The sequence below is a fragment of the Flavobacterium chungbukense genome, assembly GCF_020805785.1.
Classification (GTDB): Bacteria; Bacteroidota; Bacteroidia; order Flavobacteriales; family Flavobacteriaceae; genus Flavobacterium; species Flavobacterium chungbukense.
The window spans coordinates 13,795-33,705 of the sequence record NZ_JAJGZV010000001.1 but is presented as its reverse complement, the minus strand read 5'-3'; the positions used below and the strand labels follow the sequence as shown (position 1 = coordinate 33,705).

At 32.4% G+C, this 19,911-nt stretch carries 21 protein-coding genes and 1 tRNA gene; 14 read left to right on the top strand and 8 right to left on the bottom strand.

Translation table 11 applies throughout. The features are described from left to right. Positions 1 to 46: 46 nt before the first annotated feature. The 5 genes from LL966_RS00180 to hisS all read right to left on the bottom strand — a co-directional run bounded on the left by LL966_RS00180 (position 47) and on the right by hisS (position 5,214). On the bottom strand, positions 47 to 976 hold the full coding sequence (locus LL966_RS00180; RefSeq protein ID WP_229349040.1) for an ABC transporter ATP-binding protein: 930 nt from the start codon (positions 974 to 976) through the stop codon (positions 47 to 49). A 159-nt stretch (positions 977 to 1,135) separates the two neighbouring features. Then, entirely contained in the window at positions 1,136 to 2,245 is a 1,110-nt protein-coding gene (gene dnaJ, locus LL966_RS00175; protein ID WP_229349037.1) for a molecular chaperone DnaJ, read from the bottom strand. Between the two features lie 70 nt (positions 2,246 to 2,315). Then, the gene (locus tag LL966_RS00170; protein ID WP_229349034.1) at positions 2,316 to 2,894 is read right to left on the bottom strand and encodes a nucleotide exchange factor GrpE; all 579 of its coding nucleotides are present in this window, start codon (positions 2,892 to 2,894) and stop codon (positions 2,316 to 2,318) included. A 493-nt stretch (positions 2,895 to 3,387) separates the two neighbouring features. After that, positions 3,388 to 3,458, bottom strand: a tRNA-Trp gene (locus LL966_RS00165). A 328-nt stretch (positions 3,459 to 3,786) separates the two neighbouring features. Further along, positions 3,787 to 5,214 (bottom strand): histidine--tRNA ligase, encoded by a 1,428-nt coding sequence (gene hisS, locus LL966_RS00160; RefSeq protein WP_229349032.1) that lies wholly within the window; start codon positions 5,212 to 5,214, stop codon positions 3,787 to 3,789. 237 nt (positions 5,215 to 5,451) lie between these two features. Between hisS and LL966_RS00155 the strand changes: the two genes are divergently transcribed. Further along, positions 5,452 to 6,696: an ABC transporter permease gene (locus LL966_RS00155; protein ID WP_229349030.1), complete on the top strand. Its 1,245-nt coding sequence runs from the start codon at positions 5,452 to 5,454 to the stop codon at positions 6,694 to 6,696. Between the two features lie 49 nt (positions 6,697 to 6,745). On the opposite strand, the gene prmC is transcribed toward LL966_RS00155, so the two are convergent. Together prmC and LL966_RS00145 are read right to left on the bottom strand one after the other, a co-directional pair. Further along, on the bottom strand, positions 6,746 to 7,615 hold the full coding sequence (gene prmC, locus LL966_RS00150) for a peptide chain release factor N(5)-glutamine methyltransferase (RefSeq protein WP_317207119.1): 870 nt from the start codon (positions 7,613 to 7,615) through the stop codon (positions 6,746 to 6,748). Positions 7,616 to 7,689: 74 nt separating this feature from the next. Further along, on the bottom strand, positions 7,690 to 8,175 hold the full coding sequence (locus LL966_RS00145; protein WP_229350861.1) for a GNAT family N-acetyltransferase: 486 nt from the start codon (positions 8,173 to 8,175) through the stop codon (positions 7,690 to 7,692). Between the two features lie 129 nt (positions 8,176 to 8,304). Between LL966_RS00145 and ribD the strand changes: the two genes are divergently transcribed. The 3 genes from ribD (at position 8,305) to LL966_RS00130 (ending at position 10,710) form a co-directional block, all read left to right on the top strand. Beyond that, positions 8,305 to 9,354: a bifunctional diaminohydroxyphosphoribosylaminopyrimidine deaminase/5-amino-6-(5-phosphoribosylamino)uracil reductase RibD gene (ribD, locus tag LL966_RS00140; protein ID WP_229349024.1), complete on the top strand. Its 1,050-nt coding sequence runs from the start codon at positions 8,305 to 8,307 to the stop codon at positions 9,352 to 9,354. After that, positions 9,347 to 9,949, top strand: a complete 603-nt coding sequence (locus tag LL966_RS00135) for an HAD family hydrolase (protein ID WP_229349021.1) — start codon at positions 9,347 to 9,349, stop codon at positions 9,947 to 9,949. Before ribD ends, LL966_RS00135 begins: the two co-directional genes overlap by 8 nt. Before the next feature lie 128 nt (positions 9,950 to 10,077). Next, on the top strand, positions 10,078 to 10,710 hold the full coding sequence (locus LL966_RS00130; protein WP_229349017.1) for an IMPACT family protein: 633 nt from the start codon (positions 10,078 to 10,080) through the stop codon (positions 10,708 to 10,710). A gap of 31 nt (positions 10,711 to 10,741) precedes the next feature. Here LL966_RS00130 and LL966_RS00125 read toward each other — a convergent pair whose 3' ends face one another. After that, complete coding sequence (locus LL966_RS00125) at positions 10,742 to 11,146, bottom strand: acyl-CoA thioesterase (RefSeq protein WP_229349015.1); 405 nt, start codon at positions 11,144 to 11,146, stop codon at positions 10,742 to 10,744. Between the two features lie 188 nt (positions 11,147 to 11,334). Here LL966_RS00125 and dnaA point away from each other — a divergent pair, with 188 nt between their 5' ends. The 10 genes from dnaA (at position 11,335) to LL966_RS00075 (ending at position 19,889) form a co-directional block, all read left to right on the top strand. Next, the gene (dnaA, locus tag LL966_RS00120) at positions 11,335 to 12,762 is read left to right on the top strand and encodes a chromosomal replication initiator protein DnaA (RefSeq protein ID WP_057116951.1); all 1,428 of its coding nucleotides are present in this window, start codon (positions 11,335 to 11,337) and stop codon (positions 12,760 to 12,762) included. 8 nt (positions 12,763 to 12,770) lie between these two features. Further along, positions 12,771 to 13,238 carry a low molecular weight protein-tyrosine-phosphatase gene (locus tag LL966_RS00115; RefSeq protein WP_229349013.1) on the top strand — a complete coding sequence of 156 codons (468 nt, stop codon included), beginning with the start codon at positions 12,771 to 12,773 and terminating at the stop codon, positions 13,236 to 13,238. Positions 13,239 to 13,298: 60 nt separating this feature from the next. Continuing rightward, complete coding sequence (locus LL966_RS00110; protein WP_229349011.1) at positions 13,299 to 14,012, top strand: SAM-dependent methyltransferase; 714 nt, start codon at positions 13,299 to 13,301, stop codon at positions 14,010 to 14,012. A gap of 22 nt (positions 14,013 to 14,034) precedes the next feature. Beyond that, entirely contained in the window at positions 14,035 to 14,442 is a 408-nt protein-coding gene (locus LL966_RS00105) for an energy transducer TonB (RefSeq protein ID WP_229349009.1), read from the top strand. A gap of 90 nt (positions 14,443 to 14,532) precedes the next feature. Then, positions 14,533 to 14,985, top strand: a complete 453-nt coding sequence (locus LL966_RS00100) for an energy transducer TonB (protein WP_229349007.1) — start codon at positions 14,533 to 14,535, stop codon at positions 14,983 to 14,985. A gap of 34 nt (positions 14,986 to 15,019) precedes the next feature. Next, positions 15,020 to 16,147 carry a methionine aminotransferase gene (locus tag LL966_RS00095; protein ID WP_229349005.1) on the top strand — a complete coding sequence of 376 codons (1,128 nt, stop codon included), beginning with the start codon at positions 15,020 to 15,022 and terminating at the stop codon, positions 16,145 to 16,147. A 76-nt stretch (positions 16,148 to 16,223) separates the two neighbouring features. Beyond that, positions 16,224 to 17,105, top strand: coding sequence for an SDR family oxidoreductase (locus LL966_RS00090; protein ID WP_229349003.1), 882 nt, complete (start codon positions 16,224 to 16,226; stop codon positions 17,103 to 17,105). 250 nt (positions 17,106 to 17,355) lie between these two features. Continuing rightward, a complete protein-coding gene (gene udk / locus LL966_RS00085) occupies positions 17,356 to 17,964 on the top strand; it encodes a uridine kinase (protein WP_229349002.1) in 609 nt (202 codons plus the stop codon). Positions 17,965 to 18,177: 213 nt separating this feature from the next. Next, positions 18,178 to 18,510: an FtsB family cell division protein gene (locus tag LL966_RS00080; protein ID WP_229349000.1), complete on the top strand. Its 333-nt coding sequence runs from the start codon at positions 18,178 to 18,180 to the stop codon at positions 18,508 to 18,510. Between the two features lie 14 nt (positions 18,511 to 18,524). After that, entirely contained in the window at positions 18,525 to 19,889 is a 1,365-nt protein-coding gene (locus LL966_RS00075; RefSeq protein WP_229348998.1) for a methylmalonyl-CoA mutase subunit beta, read from the top strand. The last annotated feature ends 22 nt before the right edge of the window (positions 19,890 to 19,911 follow it).

Sequence of the window (19,911 nt, the reverse complement as noted above, 5' to 3'; positions counted from 1 at the left end):
TCAGGTTTTCACTCTAAAATCTATCCCGAGAATTCGAGACTGAAATCTAAACTTTATTTTCTGTAACTGTCTGAATAAAAATATCGTTTATACTTGGAATTTTTTCAACAAAATGCGTTACTTGTCCGCGTTGCGTAAGAACATTCAATAATTCATTTGGAGTAGCATTCCCAATCTGAATATTCAATTTCAAATCATCATTGAGTGATTTAAAATTGGCAGGCGAAACAGTAAACTTCTGTGTAATGTCATACATCAGACCTTCAACGTTGCTAGTTAAAATTCCGACTTCAAAACTATTAGTTCTAAATTGACGTTTTACATCGGCAACTTTCCCTTCTATCAGTTTATTTGATTTATGAATCAACGCAATGTTTTCGCACAGTTCCTCTACACTTTCCATTCTGTGCGTAGAAAAAATAATAGTTGAACCTTGTTCTTTCAAAGCTAAAATTTCATCTTTAATGATATTAGCATTTACAGGATCAAATCCTGAAAAAGGTTCATCTAAAATTAGCAATTTAGGTTTGTGAAGAACGCAAACCACAAACTGAATTTTTTGTGCCATTCCTTTAGAAAGTTCCTGTATTTTTTTGTTCCACCACCCTTGAATTCCTAAACGATCAAACCAATAATCCAATTGTTTTTTGGCTTCAGTTTTTGAAAGTCCTTTCATTTGAGCCAGATACAAACATTGCTCGCCTACTTTCATCGAACTGTACAAACCTCTTTCTTCTGGAAGATAACCAATAGTCTGTACGTGTTTAGGTTGTAGCCTTTCACCATCTAAAATTATTTCACCGCTATCTGGCAATGTAATTTGGTTTATGATTCTGATAAGGGAAGTTTTTCCAGCTCCATTCGGACCTAAAAGTCCATATATACTGCCTTTGGGCACATTTAATGAAACTTCGTTAAGCGCTACATAATCGCCGTATTGTTTTACGACCTTATGTACTTCAAGTAAGTTGCTCATGTTATTTTTAAGGATTTACTGCGTCACTTAGCCAATTAAGGCTCAGCGACTGTAAAAGTAAATAATTCGAAGCGAAATTGCGTTATATTACGCAAAAAACCCATTCTAAATCTCTAGAATGGGTTCTTAATATATTGGTATCTTTTCTAAAAGTTCAGATTATGAAAACATATCTTTTACTTTTTCAAAAAATGATTTCTCTGATTTCTCTGGGCTTGGAGCAAAATGCTCATCTGTTAAAGCATTTTCAAAGAATTGTTTTTGTTCTTTATTTAATGTTTTTGGCGTCCAAACATTTACGTGAACTAATAAATCACCGCTTCCGTAACCGTTTAAACTTGGAATTCCTTTTCCTTTCAATCTTAAGATTTTTCCAGACTGAATTCCTTCTTCCAGTTTAATACGAACTTTTCCGTTGATTGCTTCAATATCTTTTGAAGCTCCTAAAACTGCTTCAGGGAAACTGATATACAAATCAAAGTGAACATTTTCACCTTCACGTTTCAAGAATTCGTGTTCAATTTCTTCGATAGCAACAATTAAGTCACCTGGAATACTATTTCCTGGCGCATCATTACCTTTGTTAGAAACTTTCAACTGCATTCCGTCAACAACTCCCGCAGGAATTTTGATTGATACTGTTTCGTCTTCTTGAACCATCCCTTGTGCGTCTGCCTCAGAAGGTCTTTTATCTAAAATCTGACCAGAACCACCACAAGTAGGACAAGTAGATGCAGATTGCATTCTTCCTAAAATGGTATTAGTAACACGCATTACCTGACCTTGACCATTACAAGTCGTACAAGTTTTATACGTTACACCTTTAGCCTGAACTTTACGTTTTACTTTTACTTTTTTCTCAACTCCATTTGCAATCTCTTCTAAAGTCAACTTCACTTTAATTCTAAGATTGCTTCCTTTAGCACGACGAGGACCTCCGCCTCCGCCTCCGAAACCGCCAAATCCACCACCAAAAATATCACCAAACTGGCTGAAAATGTCATCCATATTCATACCACCGTGGCCACCGCCAAATCCGCCAGAACCATCAAATGCTTGATGACCATACTGATCGTATTTTGCTTTTTTCTGCGGATCACTCAAAACTTCATACGCTTCTGCCGCTAATTTAAAGTTTTCTTCTGCCTCTTTGTCGCCTGGGTTTTTATCAGGATGATATTTAAGCGCACTTTTTCTGTATGCTTTTTTTATTTCGGCAGCGTCAGCATTTTTTGAAATGCCTAGTATTTCGTAAAAATCTTTTTTCATAATTAGATTAAGTTCCAAATCTTAAAAATTCCAAAATCCAAAAAATGCATTTGAAATTCCTATTGCATTTTTAGTTTCCTACAACAACTTTAGGGAAACGAATAATTTTGTCTCCTAATTTGTATCCTTTTTCAATAACATCAACAATTTTCCCTTTTAATTTGTCAGACGGAGCTGGAATTTGGGTAATTGCCTCTGCAACATCAGCATTAAAAGCATCTCCTGCCTGAATTTCAACTTGCTCTAAACCTTTAGAAACTAAAGTGCTTTTTAATTTTTCATGAATTAATTCAACACCTTTTTTCAAATTCTCATCATCAGATTTGTTGATCTCTACAGCTGCTCTATCAAAATCATCTAAAACTGGAAGCATAGCCAATAAAACTTCTTGGTTTGCTGTCTTAAATAAATCGATACGCTCTTTTGAAGTTCTTTTTTTGTAATTTTCAAATTCGGCAAATAATCTCAAAAACTTATCTTTTTCTTTAGCCAAGTCTTGAGCTAATTGCTCTTCAACACTTAATTCTTCAACAATTAACTGCTCTCCGTTGGCATTTTTCTCTAACGTTACATCGTCTAATTCCTGATCGAATTCTGTATTTTCCGTAGTCATATTACTTTTATTTTTAAAAATATTTTTAAACTTCATTTTTTATTTCTTTTTGTTTGATTGCAAAAGTACTGCCAAATCTCGTAAAATGTCAAATTGTCACTTTATTAATTATGAGACTTTTAAAAAAGGAAATCGAGTTCTCAAAATTTAGTATAATTTTAAGACTATTACGTTATAGTTTATTTTATCTTTGATAGCGTAAAACAAAAATTATTACCACCAAAATTGAATTTAAGGGTTGGCTAAGGCCTCAAAATAATTATTAATTCAAATTTACCTTATATTAAAAAAAGCTTCGCCTATAGAGACGAAGCTTTTTTTTTGCTTTCTTCATCTTTAATATATTAATGACAAAAACTGAAAACGAAAAAAAAATCACCATAAAGATCGCAAAGTTTTTGCTTTTAAGCTTTATAAAAAAGACAAAGTTCGCAAAGCTTTGTATTAATGTAGCTTTGCGAACTTTGTCTTTTTAAAGTATTCTTTGATAAAAATCTTCGCGGTCTTTACAGTAAAAAATATTTTATTGCACGGGCGGAGGGATTCGAACCCCCATCAACGGTTTTGGAGACCGCTATTCTACCCTTGAACTACGCCCGTAACTTAAGGTCGGCAAATTAAAAGTTTTTTTTCTTCTCTGGCAACTATTTCATGTAGAGATTTCAAAAGAAATTCCTTTAAAATTGGGCAACTCACAGCAAAAACCTTTGCTTCAAATAGTTAACCCCTACAAGTTTTTTAATGAGTTGAAATCTATTCGCTGATCACTAAAAAAATTTATTTCACGCAGATTTTAAAAAGATTTAGGCAGATTTTAGCAGATTGTTTAATATAAAAATCTAATTAAATCTGCTAAAATCTGCCTAATCTGCGTGAAAAAAAATCTTTTAAATCTGTTTAATCTGTGGCAAAAAACTTTAATGTCAAATTATGCTAACAAAGCCTTTTTCAATCCGTCAAAATCAACTGTAACCTGTTCTCCTGTCACTAAATTTTTAAGTGCATAAGAATTTGAAGCTATTTCTTGATCTCCAACAATTACCGCAAACGGAATCAAGCGTTTATCTGCATATTGAAACTGTTTCCCTACTTTTACATTATCAGGATACAATTCTACTTTTATATTTTCCTGTCTTAATTTCTGAATGGCTTTTGAAGCGTACAAAGCTTCTTTGTCACCAAAATTTAAAAATATTGCTTTTGAAGTCGCTGCAACTGTTTCTGGAAATAATTGCAATTCTTCCAAAACTAAATAGATTCTATCAAGACCAAAAGAAATCCCGACGCCACTCATATTCTTCAAACCAAAAATACCCGTCAAATCGTCGTATCTTCCGCCACCGCCAATAGAACCCATAGAAACTGTTTTTGGCGCTCCAACTTCAAAAATGGCACCCGTATAGTAATTTAACCCACGTGCCAAAGTCACATCTAAATCTAAAGTTGCTGTTGACAAACCTAAATCTGCAACATTGTCACAAATAAATTTCAATTCTTCAACACCTTTCATTCCTTCCTCAGAAGAAGACAATAATTCTGAAAGCTGACTTATTTTATCTGCAAAAGTACCGCTAAAGCTAAACAGTGGTTGCACTTTTACCAATGCTTCTTCAGCAATTCCTTTTTCAATCATTTCTTTCTTTACGCCGTCTTCTCCAATTTTATCTAATTTATCAAGAGCAACTGTAAAATCGATCAATTTATCTGAAGCCCCGATTACTTCTGCAATTCCAGATAATATTTTTCTATTATTAATTTTAATTGTTACGCCTTCTAAACCTAGAGATGTAAAAACAGTATCATACAACTGAACCAGTTCTACTTCCTGCCAAAGCGATTTTGAACCTACAACGTCAGCATCACACTGAAAAAACTCTCTAAAACGGCCTTTCTGAGGATTATCTGCTCTCCAAACCGGTTGAATTTGATATCTTTTAAAAGGGAATTCTATTTCACTTTGGTGCTGAACAACGTATCTCGCAAAAGGAACTGTCAAATCGTAGCGCAAAGCTTTTTCAGAAATTTTTCCTGTGAATTTATTCAATTCAATTCTTTGCTCTAAACTAATTTTTTCAGCCGAATTTAGCTGTAATTCTTCAATTGATTCTGGCAGTTCAATTTTACTTTTATTGTAGAAAAAGTTTCCAGAGTTTAATATTTTAAAAATTAGACGATCTCCTTCTTCTCCATATTTTCCCATCAAAGTATCTGAATTTTCAAACGAAGGCGTTTCGATTGGCTGAAAACCAAACTTTTCGAAATTAGCTTTTATAGTCTGAATAATATATTGACGTTTTGACACCTCAGCAGGTGAAAAATCTCTGGTTCCTTTTGGAATACTTGGTTTTGAAGCCATCTTCTTTATTTTAGATTGTTGATTTTAGATTTTAGATTTCTTTTGAAACTTAAAATTCAAAAACCTTTAAAATTAATTTATTTCTATTTTTTGAATGCTGGCGTTTAGACTTTCGACTTTATGACTTACCAACTTTCGACTTAATTTAAGTCTGCAAATATCTTACTTTTTAAAATAAATAATAGCAGTTCGAAAACAAACTTGTAACAAAAAACGTATTTTCGTGACAAATTGGTCATGATGCTAAAATTATTTAAAGAAAATATCCGAATTGCATTTGGTTCTATCAAAACGCAAATTCTGCGAACCATTCTTACCGTTTTAATTATCGCAATAGGTATTACAGCTTTGGTTGGAATTCTCACTGTGGTGTCTGCTTTAGAAAATACCATTTCTAGTGATTTTGCTTCAATGGGAGCCAACACTTTCAACATTAATCAATACGAAAATAAAGTACGTAACCGCGGCGGGAACGAAAGAGAAGTCATCAATCCGATTATTTCTTATCCTCAAGCTGTTGCCTTCAAAAACAAATACAAATATCCTTTTACAGAAACTTCTTTGTCTTTTACGGCAACTTCAACAGCAGAAGTAAAATATTTGGGAGAAAAAACAGATCCTGAAATTACAATTGTAGGTGTTGACGAGCATTTTATCACCAATTCTGGATTGGAAACTAGTCTAGGTAGAAGTTTTAACCAGTTTGATATTGATAACAATACTTATTCTTGCATTGTTGGTTCAGATTTTGAAAAAGGACTTTTGAAAGACATTAATCCGATTGATAAAATAATTTCTATCCGAGGCGCAAGATTTAAAGTAATTGGAGTTCTAAAAGAAAAAGGTTCAACGTTTGGAAATAGTCAGGATTTACGTGTCTTGATCCCGATTCAGGTAGCAAGATCTTTATTTACAGCGCCAAATATCAACTACACTATAAGTGTTATGGTTTCTAAAAAAGAAGTCCTAGACCAAGCCATTGACAACGCGACAAGTACAATGCGAAGAGTTCGTAAATTAAGCCCTGTTCGCGACAATAATTTTGGAGTTGTCCGAAGCGATGATTTAATTAACCGTATTTTAGGAATTACAAAATATTTAGGCTGGGCATCTTGGATTATCAGCATTATTACCATTCTTGGATCTTCAATCGCTTTGATGAACATTATGATTGTTTCGGTTACAGAACGAACTCGTGAGATTGGTGTTCGAAAAGCATTAGGCGCAAAAAGAACAACTGTTGCTTTTCAGTTTTTTATCGAAACTTTATTAATTGGACAAATTGGAGGTTTGGTCGGAATAATTCTCGGAATACTTCTTGGTTTTGCCATTGCCACTGCGATGAGTTTTTCATTTGTAATTCCGTGGATGGCAATTTTTGCCGCTTTTGCAACAAGTTTTTGTGTTGCTTTGGTTTCTGGTTTATATCCAGCAATTAAAGCTTCTAAATTAGATCCGATTGAAGCACTTCGATATGAATAATTTTTTAGTTTTCAGTTATTTCTGTGTCTGAAAACTGAGACTGAAAACTTTAAATATTCCCTTTAAGCATTCGGTCGTTATCGTAAATGTCTTTTCGTAATTCAATATTTTTAAAATCTATATTTTCAAGCAATTCAATCATTTCTTTCCCTAAATATTGATTGATTTCAAAATATAATTTTCCTTTTCCTAAAAGCGATTTTTTTGCCAGTGAAGCAATTTTTCTATAAAAGATTAAAGCATCATTATCTTCAACAAAAAGCGCTAAATGCGGTTCGTAATCCAAAACATTTTTCTTGATTTCTGCTTTTTCTAAATTACGGACATACGGCGGATTAGAAACAATAATATCAAACTGGCATCTTAATTCTTCTTCTTTCAGAATATCCTGCAGCACGAAAGTTACATCAACGTTATTTCGGACAGCATTTCTTTTAGCCGTTTCTAGCGCTTTTTTAGAAACATCGATCGCCACAACCTCAGCATTTGGAAGGTTTTTTGCTAAAGAAATTGCGATGCAGCCGCTTCCAGTTCCGATATCCAAAATTTTTATTTTCTTAGATTTTTCTGGACCTGCATTCTCATTAATAATCCATTCTACCAATTCTTCTGTTTCTGGTCTCGGGATTAAAACATCTTCATTTACTTCGAAATCCAAACCATAAAAATTTGTTTTTCCTAATAAATATTGAATGGGAACTTCATTTTTGAGATGACTTACAATCTCATCCCACATGACGAAATCATTTTCCTCAAAAACCAATTCGTGATTTAACGCTAAATCAATTTGGCGAAGTTTATGTCTATCTTCTAAAATCAAATAAAAAAAACTTTCCGCTTCGTACGCATCGTAAAAAGGCGATAATTCTTTAATAAATTGAGTGCGGTATTGTTTGATTTTCATTTTAATTTTTTGAATATTATTTCATCAGCAAAAAAACTGATTTAATCTTTCGATAAGTCTTCCTCGTTAAGATTTGTTACAAACTTTAACTATAAAACTTTCAACATCCATACGGGACAAGAACTATGCCCAGTTGATCCTAGTGGGGCGTCTAAATATTCAAAACCCGATTTTTTATACAGCTTTTGAGCAGCGTGCATAAAAGGCATCGTTTCTATATAACATTTTTCAAAACCAAATTCTTTTCCTTGATCCAAACATTTTTCCATCATTTTGGTTCCAATTCCAAGACCTCTTGTTTTGGGTAAAAAATACATTTTTTGCAATTCACAGATTTCAGTATCTCCATTTTCTAAAGGTCCAACACCTGCGCAACCTACGATTTCACCATCTTTTTCAACAACAAAATAGGCCGAATTCGGCTTACTGTACTCTTCAAACATAAAATCCAAATAAGGATCTTCGTAAGCTGTTCCAACTTTAGGTATTTCCATTTCATCAAAAACCGATCGTATTAAACTCGCTACAGCTTGATTGTCTTCTTTTTTAATTTTTCTGATAATCCAGTTTTTCATTTTTTCTTTTCCATCTTTATCTTTACAAAAATAAAAATACTTTTTCGATAGTATCATAACTATTTAGATTGTTTCACAACTTAATCTCAAACATTAGACAAAAACTTCAAAAATAATTACTTTTGCACTGTGAATATACATGAAAAATACATAAAACGCTGTATCGAACTAGCACAAAATGGACTTGGAACAACGTACCCAAATCCAATGGTTGGAAGCGTGATTGTTTACGAAGGAAAGATTATTGGTGAAGGCTGGCATAAAAAAGCTGGAGAACCTCACGCAGAAGTCAATGCTATTCGATCTGTAAAAGACAAATCATTACTAAAAAAAGCGACTATATATGTAAGTCTAGAACCATGCAGTCATTTTGGAAAAACACCTCCATGCTGTGATTTGATTATTGCAAATGAAATACCGAATGTAGTTGTTGGAACTGTCGATCCTAATGAAAAAGTAGCAGGAAAAGGAATTTTAAAACTAATTGAAGCTGGTGCAAATGTTACAGTTGGAGTTTTAGAAAAAGAATGTAATGAATTGAACAAGCGTTTCTTTACTTTTCATCAAAAAAAGAGACCTTACATCATTTTGAAATGGGCAGAAAGCCAAGACGGTTTTTTATCTCCCGAAAAAGATTTAGGCCAAGACAGAAAACCTATTTGGATAACCAATCCATATTCTAGACAACTAGTTCATAAATGGAGAACGGAAGAACAAGCCATTTTGGTTGGCACGCAAACCGTTGCAGACGACAATCCGAAATTGAATGCAAGAGATTGGAATGGAAATAATCCTGTGCGAATAATTATAGACCGAAATAATCGAATTGATAAAAACAGTTTCATTTTTGATGACTCCGTTAAAACTATTGTTTTTTCTAATGAAGATTTAAAATCGTCTACTGAGAACACATCTTTTGAAATTATTGATTTTAGCAAAAACATTCTTCCGCAAATTTTGGATGTTTTATATAAAAATCAAATACAATCGATAATCATTGAGGGCGGCAGACAAACACTTCAATCTTTTATAGATGAAAATCTTTGGGATGAAGCTCGGATTTTTAATGGAAAAATAAGTTTTCAATCTGGAACAAAAGCTCCGATTATATCAAGAAAAAACAGCTTAAAAACCACTATTTTAAGTGATGAATTAATAGAAATTAGAAATTATGATTGACGCTATAATTTTTGACTTTGGCGATATTTTTATCAATTTGGATAAACCTGCCACAATTTCTGGTTTGCAAAAACTAGGAATGACAGAATGGAATAATGAATTTGATCAATTAAATCTTTCTTTTGAAACTGGATCTATTTCTCCAGAAGATTTTATTGGCGGTTTCAAAAGACAGTTGCCAAATGCTTCAGAAGAAGAAATCTTAAAAGCCTGGAATGCTATTTTGGCTGATTTTCCTTTTTATCGTTTAAAGTTTCTTCAAGAATTATCAACAAAATACCGCTTATTTTTATTAAGCAATACCGATTCTATTCACATTAATACATTTGAAGAAAAAAGTGGCGTTTCTTTTTATGAAGATTTCTACAAATGTTTTGAAAAAGTTTATTTTTCTTTTGACATAGGAATGAGAAAGCCTGATCCTAAAATTTACCAGTTTGTCCTCAATCAAAATAATTTAGTCGCAGAAAACACTTTATTTATTGACGATAAAAAAGAAAATACAGACAGTGCAGCTGCCTTAGGAATAAAAGTCTGGAATCTGCAAGTCGGAAAAGAAGATGTTGTGGATTTACTTAGTAAAGGTTTTCTATAAAGCATTCTTTTTCTCATAAAATATAAGCCACAGATTAAAAGGATTTTCACAGATTTTTTTGTAAAAGCAACAAGAAGAATCCTTTTTAATTCTTTTAATCTGTGGCTAAAAAAATTAAAACTTTAAAATTGGAAATTAACGATACTTATCAAACTATTGCTTGTAATTCTGAAGAAATACTGTTTAAAGAAAAAGGCAGTAAATTCTTTGGTTATGCATTTCCGATAGAACACGAAGACGAAGTAAAACCTATAATAGAAGACCTAAAAAAACTGCATCCGCATGCAGTCCATTACTGCTATGCTTATCAAATAGGAATTGGCAACAAAACCTCCTACCGTGCCAACGATGATGGCGAACCAAGCAATACGGCAGGAGCACCAATTTATGGTCAAATACAATCTTTTGGAGTAACGAACGTTCTAGTTGTAGTTGTTCGAATTTTTGGAGGAGTAAAGTTGGGCGTTGGCGGTTTGATTTCAACATATCGAACAACAGCTCAAATGACATTAGAAGTTTGCGAAATTGTTGAAAAGACAATAGATGTTGCCTATTTAATCTCTTTTGATTACAAAAACATGAATAAAGTAATGCGGGTTATTAAAGAGAAAAAATTAGAAATTACTTCTCAAGAAATGGAAATCGATGAAATTTCAGGCCTGCCAATTGGTAAAATTCTAATTAAAACACGAAAAAAAAATGCCGAAACGGTGTTCAGCATTTTTGATTTAATGTTCGAAATTGATATTAAATTAATATAAATTAACATCAAATCCCTATCCATTTTAACAATTATTCAAGCGATTTAAATATTTCCAAAATATAATATGGAGGAGCCGTCGGACGACCCGTTTTTAACGCAACAAATACTAAAATAAACGTCGCAGTTGTTAATAACTCATTTGCCTCATTATAGATTGCGCAGTCGAATTCAATCTTAACAGAAGAATGACTTTTGAAAGTGGTATGAATCGTCAAAAGTTCGTCATATCTCGCCGACTTTTTGTAATTTATATTCATGTTCACAATTGGTAGTCCAATTCCGCTTTCTTCCATGCTTTTATACGAAACCCCTTTATTTCTAAGCCATTCCACGCGTCCTATTTCAAAATAAGGAACATAATTTCCGTGATAAACAACTCCCATTTGGTCGGTTTCTGAGTAACGAACTCTTACTTGAGTCTGATGATTTTTCATTGATAAAATATTAAAAAAATTTAAATTTAAAAAGCCTCATTACAACTTTTTTTTATAAAATTAGATACCAAAATATTTTTTTTTACAGAAATTTGTTCACATATTTGTTATCCCGAAATACGGAATAAAATTGCTCTTAATTTATTAAGAGAATCTTTATAACAATAATAAAAAATTTATCTGAATCTATGACTAAAACTGCTCAATCGGTATGGGAAAACTGTTTGTCCTTTATAAAGGATAATATTCAAGACCAAGCATATAAAACTTGGTTTGAACCAATCAAATCAGTTGAGCTAACCGATAATGCATTATACATTCAAGTTCCAAGTAAATTTTTCTACGAATGGCTCGAAGAGCATTACGTAAAATTGTTAAAAGTTGCACTTACCAAAGAACTGGGAAAAAACGCAAAGTTACTCTATAAAATTAAAATGGAGAACACTTATGGAAATAAACAGCCGTTTACCGAGCAGCTGCCAAGTTCTAATAGAGTTCCAATGAAACCTCAAGAAGTTGACGCTCCTTTTAAAAATCTAAATCCTGAATTAAAAAATCCGTTTGTAATTCCTGGAATCAGAAATTTAAAAATTGAATCTCAGCTAAATCCAAATTACAGTTTTGATAATTTCTTAGAAGGAGATTCTAACCGTTTGGCTCGTTCTGCGGGTATGGCTGTTGCCAACAAACCTGGAGGAACTTCATTTAATCCATTATTGATTTTTGGTGGAGTTGGTTTAGGAAAAACACACTTAGCGCATGCTATAGGCGTAGAAGTAAAAGATAAGTATCCGGAAAAGACCGTTTTATATATTTCTGCTGAGATTTTTACACAACAATATATTGATTCGGTAAAAAAGAATAATCGTAATGATTTTATTCACTTTTATCAATTGATCGATGTTTTAATTATTGACGATGTTCAGTTTTTATCTGGAAAATCAGGAACGCAAGACGTGTTTTTCCATATTTTCAACTACTTACATCAAAACGGAAAGCAAGTAATCTTAACTTCAGATAAAGCTCCTGTAGACATGCAGGATATCGAACAAAGATTATTATCTCGTTTCAAATGGGGATTGTCTGCAGAATTGCATCAGCCTGATTACGAAACTCGTATCTCGATCTTAAAAAATATTTTATATCGTGATGGTGTAGAAATGCCAGAAGATATCTTAGAATATGTAGCTCGTAACATCAAAACAAACGTTAGAGAACTTGAAGGTGCTATTATTTCTTTAATTGCACAATCTTCTTTCAATAAAAAAGAGGTTACAATCGAGTTAGCAAAAAGTGTTGTAGAGAAATTTGTTAAAAATGTAAAGAGAGAAATCTCAATCGATTATATCCAAAAAATTGTTTCAGATTATTTCCAGTTAGATATTGAAACTCTTCAATCTAAAACTAGAAAGAGGCACGTTGTTCAAGCAAGACAATTGGCCATGTTTTTTGCAAAAAAATTCACTAAAGCCTCTTTAGCTAATATTGGTTCGCAAATTGGAGATCGTGATCACGCAACTGTTCTTCACGCTTGTAAAACCGTTGACAATTTAGTTTCTACAGACAAACAATTTAAAAAGTTTGTTGAAGATATTAATAAAAAACTAACGCTTTAATACATCTCATGCCTGTAAAAATCTTAATGGTTTGCTTAGGGAATATCTGTAGATCTCCTTTAGCAGAAGGAATTTTAGCTTCTAAATTACCTAAAGACAAATTTTTTGTTGATTCTGCAGGAACAGGTTCTTGGCATGTTGGTCATTGTCCCGATAAACGTTCGATTGAAGTTGCCCGAAAAAATGGGATTAATATTAGTGAGCAAAAGGGCAGACAAATTAAAGTAGCTGATTTTGACGAATTTGATTACATCTACGTAATGGATAATTCTAATTTTAACGATGTAAATCATCTCGCTCAAACTCCTGAACATAAACAAAAAATTCATTTGATTTTAAATGAATTATTCCCCGACGAAAATGTCGACGTTCCAGATCCATACTTCGGAGCATCAAATGGATTCAATAATGTATATCAAATGCTTGATGAAGTGACCGATTTGATTGCAGAGAAACTAATCAAAAAACACGCATAATTTAATTCAATTATTTCAGTAGATGAGATGATTGAATTTTTTAATTTTAAATACTTACGCATGAAACTTCTCGGAAAATTATATTTAATTCCTACTACAATGGGCGAAAGCGATCCGATGGATGTTTTACCTCAAACCGTAAGAAGAACTATAGAAGTTATTGACCATTATATTGTTGAAAACGACAAGACTGCCCGAAAATCAATAAAAGCGGTATATCCAGAGAAAAAACAATCCGAATTGGTGCTTTTTACTCTTAACAAACGTACTGAACCGAGCGAACATTTAGACTTTATCAAACCTTTATTAGAAGGGAAAAATATGGGATTGATGAGCGAAGCTGGCTGTCCGGGCGTGGCAGATCCAGGCGCGGTGATCGTAAAATTGGCTCACGAAAAAGGAATTCAAGTTGTGCCTTTAGTTGGTCCTTCTTCTATCCTATTAGCGATGATGGCTTCTGGAATGAACGGTCAAAGTTTTACTTTTAATGGATATTTGCCTATTGATAAAGACGAAAAAAAATCAGCAATTCGTCATTTTGAAAAATTATCTTATGATAAGAATCAATCGCAATTATTCATTGAAACTCCATACAGAAACAACAAACTGATTGAAGATCTTTTACAGATTCTAAGTCCTGCAACTCATCTTTGTATAGCAACTGACATTACTTTACCAACAGAATTTATCAAAACAATGAAAATTTCTGATTGGAAGAAATTAAAAATTGATATTGATAAGCGACCGACTATTTTTATTATTCATAAAATGTAGACTAACTTAAAAACCATTATTCATGAGAAAGCTTTTAATTCTGATTTTAATTTGTGTTGCTCAAAGTTCCTTTTCTCAGACTCAAAAAACTGTAAGTGTTATGTCTGATGATGAAAATCATGTTTACAATACTGCGGGAATAGATGTTAAACCCGAATTTCCAGGGGGATTAAATGAATTTTACAAGTACATTTCTCAGAATTATATGATTCCGAAAGAAAAACCTGCTGCTATAAAAGGCAAAGTTGTTGCAACTTTTGTAGTTGAGAAAGACGGCTCATTGAATGATATAAAAATCATTAAAGATGTTGGTTTTAATACCGGCACCGAAACAATTAGGGTTTTGAAATTATCTCCTAAATGGATTTCTGGAAAATTAGAAGGACAAAATGTTAGGGTTTTATACGTTATTCCAATAACAATTAATTAGAGTTTTTAATTATTTTTATTCATAAAGCGCAAACATCAATCTTTTTTAGCCACCTAAAATGTAGTTTCAGGTAATTTTAAAATCATAATTATGAAAAAATTTTCAATTCTTATTTTAATTTTCATCACTCAAACTACACTTTGCCAAAATAAAGAAGGTAAAAAAACGCGAGATAATTTAAAAGATAATCTAAAAAATTATGAAGAGGAAGAAATCATTTTTGATGAAAATCACGTTTATAATAGTGCCGGATTAGAAATTCTTCCTAGCTTTCCGGGAGGAAAAGTAAAACTTTATCAATTTATAGACGACAACTATAAAAAATCAAATAAAAAGCCAACTCACCAAGGAAAACTATTCGCTACATTTATTATTGAAAAAGATGGATCATTAAGCGATATAAAAGTTCTCCGAGATATTGGATTTGGCACTGGAAAAGAATTAATAAGAGTTTTAAAATTATCTCCTAAATGGAAACCTGGAAAACAAAAAGGTAAAGAAGTTAGAACCTTGTATTCAATTGTAATTCCTGTACAGATATAAGATTTAATTCTTGCCTTTCCCTAATCACTTTATCATGAGTAAACTCCCAAACGTAACCACAAGCATTTTCACGGTAATGTCAAAAATGGCAGCTGAATACAATGCCATAAATCTTTCTCAGGGATTTCCAAATTTTCCTGTAGATGAAAGATTGTCAGATATAGTTGCCAAATTAGCAAAAGAAAACGTCCATCAATATACACCAATGGCAGGTTATCCACCATTGATGAATAAAATTGCAAAATTAATTCAGAGTTCTTATAACAGAACAATCAATCCTGATTTAGAACTTTTGGTGACAGCGGGCGCAACACAAGGAATTTTTACTTCAATTTTGGCTTTAGTAAAAGAAAATGACGAAGTAATTATTCTTGATCCAAGTTATGATTCTTATGAATCACCTGTTTTACTTTGCAAAGCGAAACCTATTCGAGTTGCATTAAACGATGATTATACTCCTAATTGGAAGACGATAGAAAAAGCTTGTTCTGCAAAAAGCAGGATGATGATAATTAATAATCCGCATAATCCGACGGGAAAAATTTTAACTGAAAATGATTTTTTTCAGTTAAAAAACCTTCTTGAGAAATATCCCGACATTATCGTTTTATCTGATGAAGTTTACGAATACATTACTTTCGAAGAAAAACATATTTCAGCGCATACTAAAAGTTTTCTTTTAGATCGTTGTGTAATGGTTTCTTCTTTCGGAAAATCATTTCATATTACTGGATGGAAAATTGGTTATACCATTGCACCAGAATATTTAATGAAAGAAATCAAAAAAGTACATCAATTTTTGGTCTTCAGCGTCAACAGCATTTCACAATTTGCAATCAGCGAATATTTAGATGTTGTAAATGTAAATTTACTTGGAAAATTCTATCAAGAAAAAAGAGATTATTTTCAAAAATTACTACAAAACAGCCGATTTGAATTGAAACCATGCGAAGGAACTTATTTTCAAGTGGCTTCTTATGCTAAGATTTCAAACGAAGACGATGTTACTTTCTGCAAAAACCTAATTATCGATCATGGCGTTGCTGCAATTCCTATTTCTACATTTTATTCCGACCATAAAGACCAGAAATTAATCCGTTTTTGCTTTGCAAAAGATGACTTTACTTTGGATTCAGCAGCAAAAAAACTATGTCAAATATAATTTTTTTTGAAATTTTATAACATTATTATGCATGCATCCTATTTTATTTAATTAATATTGCAAAAAAGAAAAAAGTATGAGCTACACAGATAAAATGTTACGTGATGATGCTTTACAAGGCAAAGTCATTGTCGTTACAGGCGGCGGAAGTGGTTTAGGTAAAGCTATGACTAAATATTTTCTCGAATTAGGAGCTCAAGTAGCCATAACTTCTAGAGATTTAGACAAGTTAAAAACTACAGCTGCCGAATTAGAAAGCCAAACTGGAGGTAAATGTCTTCCTTTACAATGTGATGTACGTCATTATGAGGAAGTCGAAAATATGCTTCAGGAAGTTTTAAAAGCTTTCGGAAAAGTAGACGTTCTTTTAAATAATGCGGCAGGAAATTTTATTTCGCCGACAGAAAGACTATCAGCAAATGCATTTGACACTGTTATAGACATTGTACTTAAGGGTTCAAAAAACTGTACATTGGCCTTTGGAAAACATTGGATTGATACGAAACAAACTTCGGCAACAATTTTAAATATTGTTACCACTTATGCCTGGACTGGATCTGCTTATGTTGTTCCTAGTGCTACAGCAAAAGCAGGAGTTTTAGCAATGACAAGAAGCCTTGCGGTAGAATGGGCAAAATACGGAATTCGCTCTAACGCGATTGCACCTGGGCCATTCCCTACAAAAGGAGCTTGGGACAGATTATTGCCAGGAGATCTCTCTGAAAAATTTGACATGGCGAAAAAAGTGCCATTAAAAAGAGTTGGAGATCACCAAGAATTAGCCAATTTGGCCGCTTATTTAGTTTCTGATTTTTCGTCTTATATCAATGGAGATGTAATTACAATAGACGGAGGCGAATGGCTGAAAGGTGCTGGACAGTTTAACTTATTAGAAGCAATTCCAGAAGAACTTTGGGATCAGCTTGAAATGATGATAAAAGCAAAAAAGAATAAATAATTACAAGTGCTTACTAAATTCAGAATATTTTTTTAAAACTATACTGATTGCACGAAATCCCGAAGGTTTGCTTTCGGGATTTTTTTTTATTTTAACCATATAAGCTATATAAGTTCAGTTAAGTAACGTTTTACTTAAATATTTTGAGTCTTAAATTTACTAACATTGCTTATATGGTTAAATACAGTAATATGTTTATTCAATTCAGTTAAATTATTATTTTTGCCAAACAAATTATAACATCAAATTTATGCTCATTATAGGAATTGCAGGAGGAACAGGAAGTGGAAAAACAACAGTAGTACACCAAATCATGAATGAATTGCCAGACACAGAAGTTGGAGTGATTTCTCAAGATTCGTATTACAAAGAAAACCATAACTTGTCTTTTGACGAGAGAGCACTAATCAATTTTGATCACCCTCGTGCTATCGATTTTGAACTATTGGTAAAACATCTTAAAGCTTTAAAAGCGGGTGAAACTATCGATCAGCCAGTTTATTCATTCATTCAGCATAACAGAACCGACGATACAATTTCAACACATCCAAGAAAAGTAATGATTGTGGAAGGAATTTTAATTTTGACAAATCAAGAATTAAGAGAACTTTTTGACATCAAAGTATATGTTCACGCCGATTCTGACGAAAGATTAATTCGTCGATTAAAGAGAGATATTTCTGAACGCGGACGTGATATCGACGAGGTTTTAAACCGTTACCAAACCACCTTAAAACCTATGCATGAGCAATTTATTGAACCTACTAAAGCATTTGCAGATATTATTATTCCAAATGACAAATACAATACAGTAGCAATTGATGTGGTTCGTGCCGTAATTAATCAGAGAATTTTATAATTTTTATCGTAAATTTAAACCATAATAATTAGGAGCTATTTCCCGCTATACGTTACAAACGAAGTTCATTGAACTCCGATTGAAATAAAATTAAGTAAAGTAATCTTTTGTGTCTTGTTTCTTTAACGAGACACAAAAGGATTTTCTCCCGAAACTTCGGGACTATCGGGACTAGAAAGACCAATCATATTCAAAAGAAATATTCGTTTAAAAATGAAATTTAAAAATCCATATAAAGACAAAAAATGGTTTAAGTACCTAGGAAACAAATACGTTTGGGTTTTGTTGTTTTTTATTGTTTGGATGTTATTTTTAGACAATTACTCTTATTTTGATCATCGCTTTTTAGATGAACAAATCAATGAACTTAAAGACAATAAGAAATATTATCAGGAAGAAATCAAAAAAGATCAAGAGCAAATTAAACAGCTCAAAAATCCAGAACAAATTGAAAAATACGCCCGTGAAAAGTATTTTATGAAAAAAGACAGCGAGGATATTTACATTATACAATTTGAAGGAGACACCATCCAAGAAAAAGAATAATCAAACAAAATACAATGGCCACTAACCTATTCGACGATTTTAATCCGATTTCATCCAAACAATGGAAACAAAAAATTCAGTTTGAATTAGATGGAGCCGATTACAATCAAACAGTTATTTGGAATTCTCCAGAAGATATTCAGGTAAAGCCTTTTTATCATAGTGATGAATTTACAAAAGCAGCAAATGTAAATACACAAGCCTCAGATTTTAAAATCTGCCAAAACATCTTTGTTTTCGATGTAGAAAAATCTATCGAACGTGCTTTAAATACTTTACAAAGAGGCGCAGAAAGTCTACGTTTTACAATTGAAAATGATAAAATTGATGTTCAAAAATTACTAGAGAATCTTCCTTTAGAAAACAAAATCGTTTACTTTAATTTAAATTTTATCTCAATCGATTTCGTTAAAAAATTAGACACAATTTCTATTCAGAAGAAAGCGCAATTTTATTGCAATTTTGATCCAATCGGACAATTAGCAAAAGATGGAAATTGGTTTACAACTTCAGAGAAAAACAATTTTGAAACTTTAGATTTACTTTTTAAAAACACAACCAATTTAAATCTACTGAGTGTAGATTTAGGTTTATACCAAAATTCTGGAGCAAATATTACGCAACAAATTGCTTATAGTTTAGCACATGCAAACGAATATTTAAATCGTTTCTCTGATTTTTCAAAACCTATTGTTTTTCAAATAGCAGTTGGAACCAATTATTTCTTCGAAATTGCTAAACTTCGTGCGCTAACAATGCTTTTTGATTTAATTGCAGTAGAATATAATTCAAAATTAAAATGTCATTTTTTGGTAACGCCAACAAAGCGAAACAAAACAATTTACGATTATAATGTCAACATGCTTCGTACGACAACCGAATGTATGTCGGCAATTTTAGGCGGTGCAGATGCAATTGCCAATTTACCTTACGACGCTTTATATCACAAAGACAATGAATTTGGCGATCGAATTGCCAGAAATCAGCTTCTGATTTTAAAGCACGAAAGTTATTTTGACAAAGTAAACAATCCAGCCGACGGAAGTTATTACATCGAAAGTTTAACGATGCAATTGGCTGAAAAAAGTTTGAATTTATTTAAAGATATCGAAGCAAACGGAGGATTCTTGAAACTTTTAAACGATGGCACAATCAAAAAGAAAATTCAAGAAAGTGCCAGCAAAGAACAAGAATTATTCGATTCTAAGAAAGAAGTTCTTTTGGGAACAAACAAATACCCAAACAAAGAAGACAGAATGAAACACGATTTAGAATTGTTTCCTTTCGTCAAAATCAAACCAAGAAAAACATTAATTACTCCCATAATCGAAAAAAGATTAGCTGAGAAGATGGAGCAAGAAAGATTGGAACTTGAATAAAACCAATTTCAATTCGTTATAT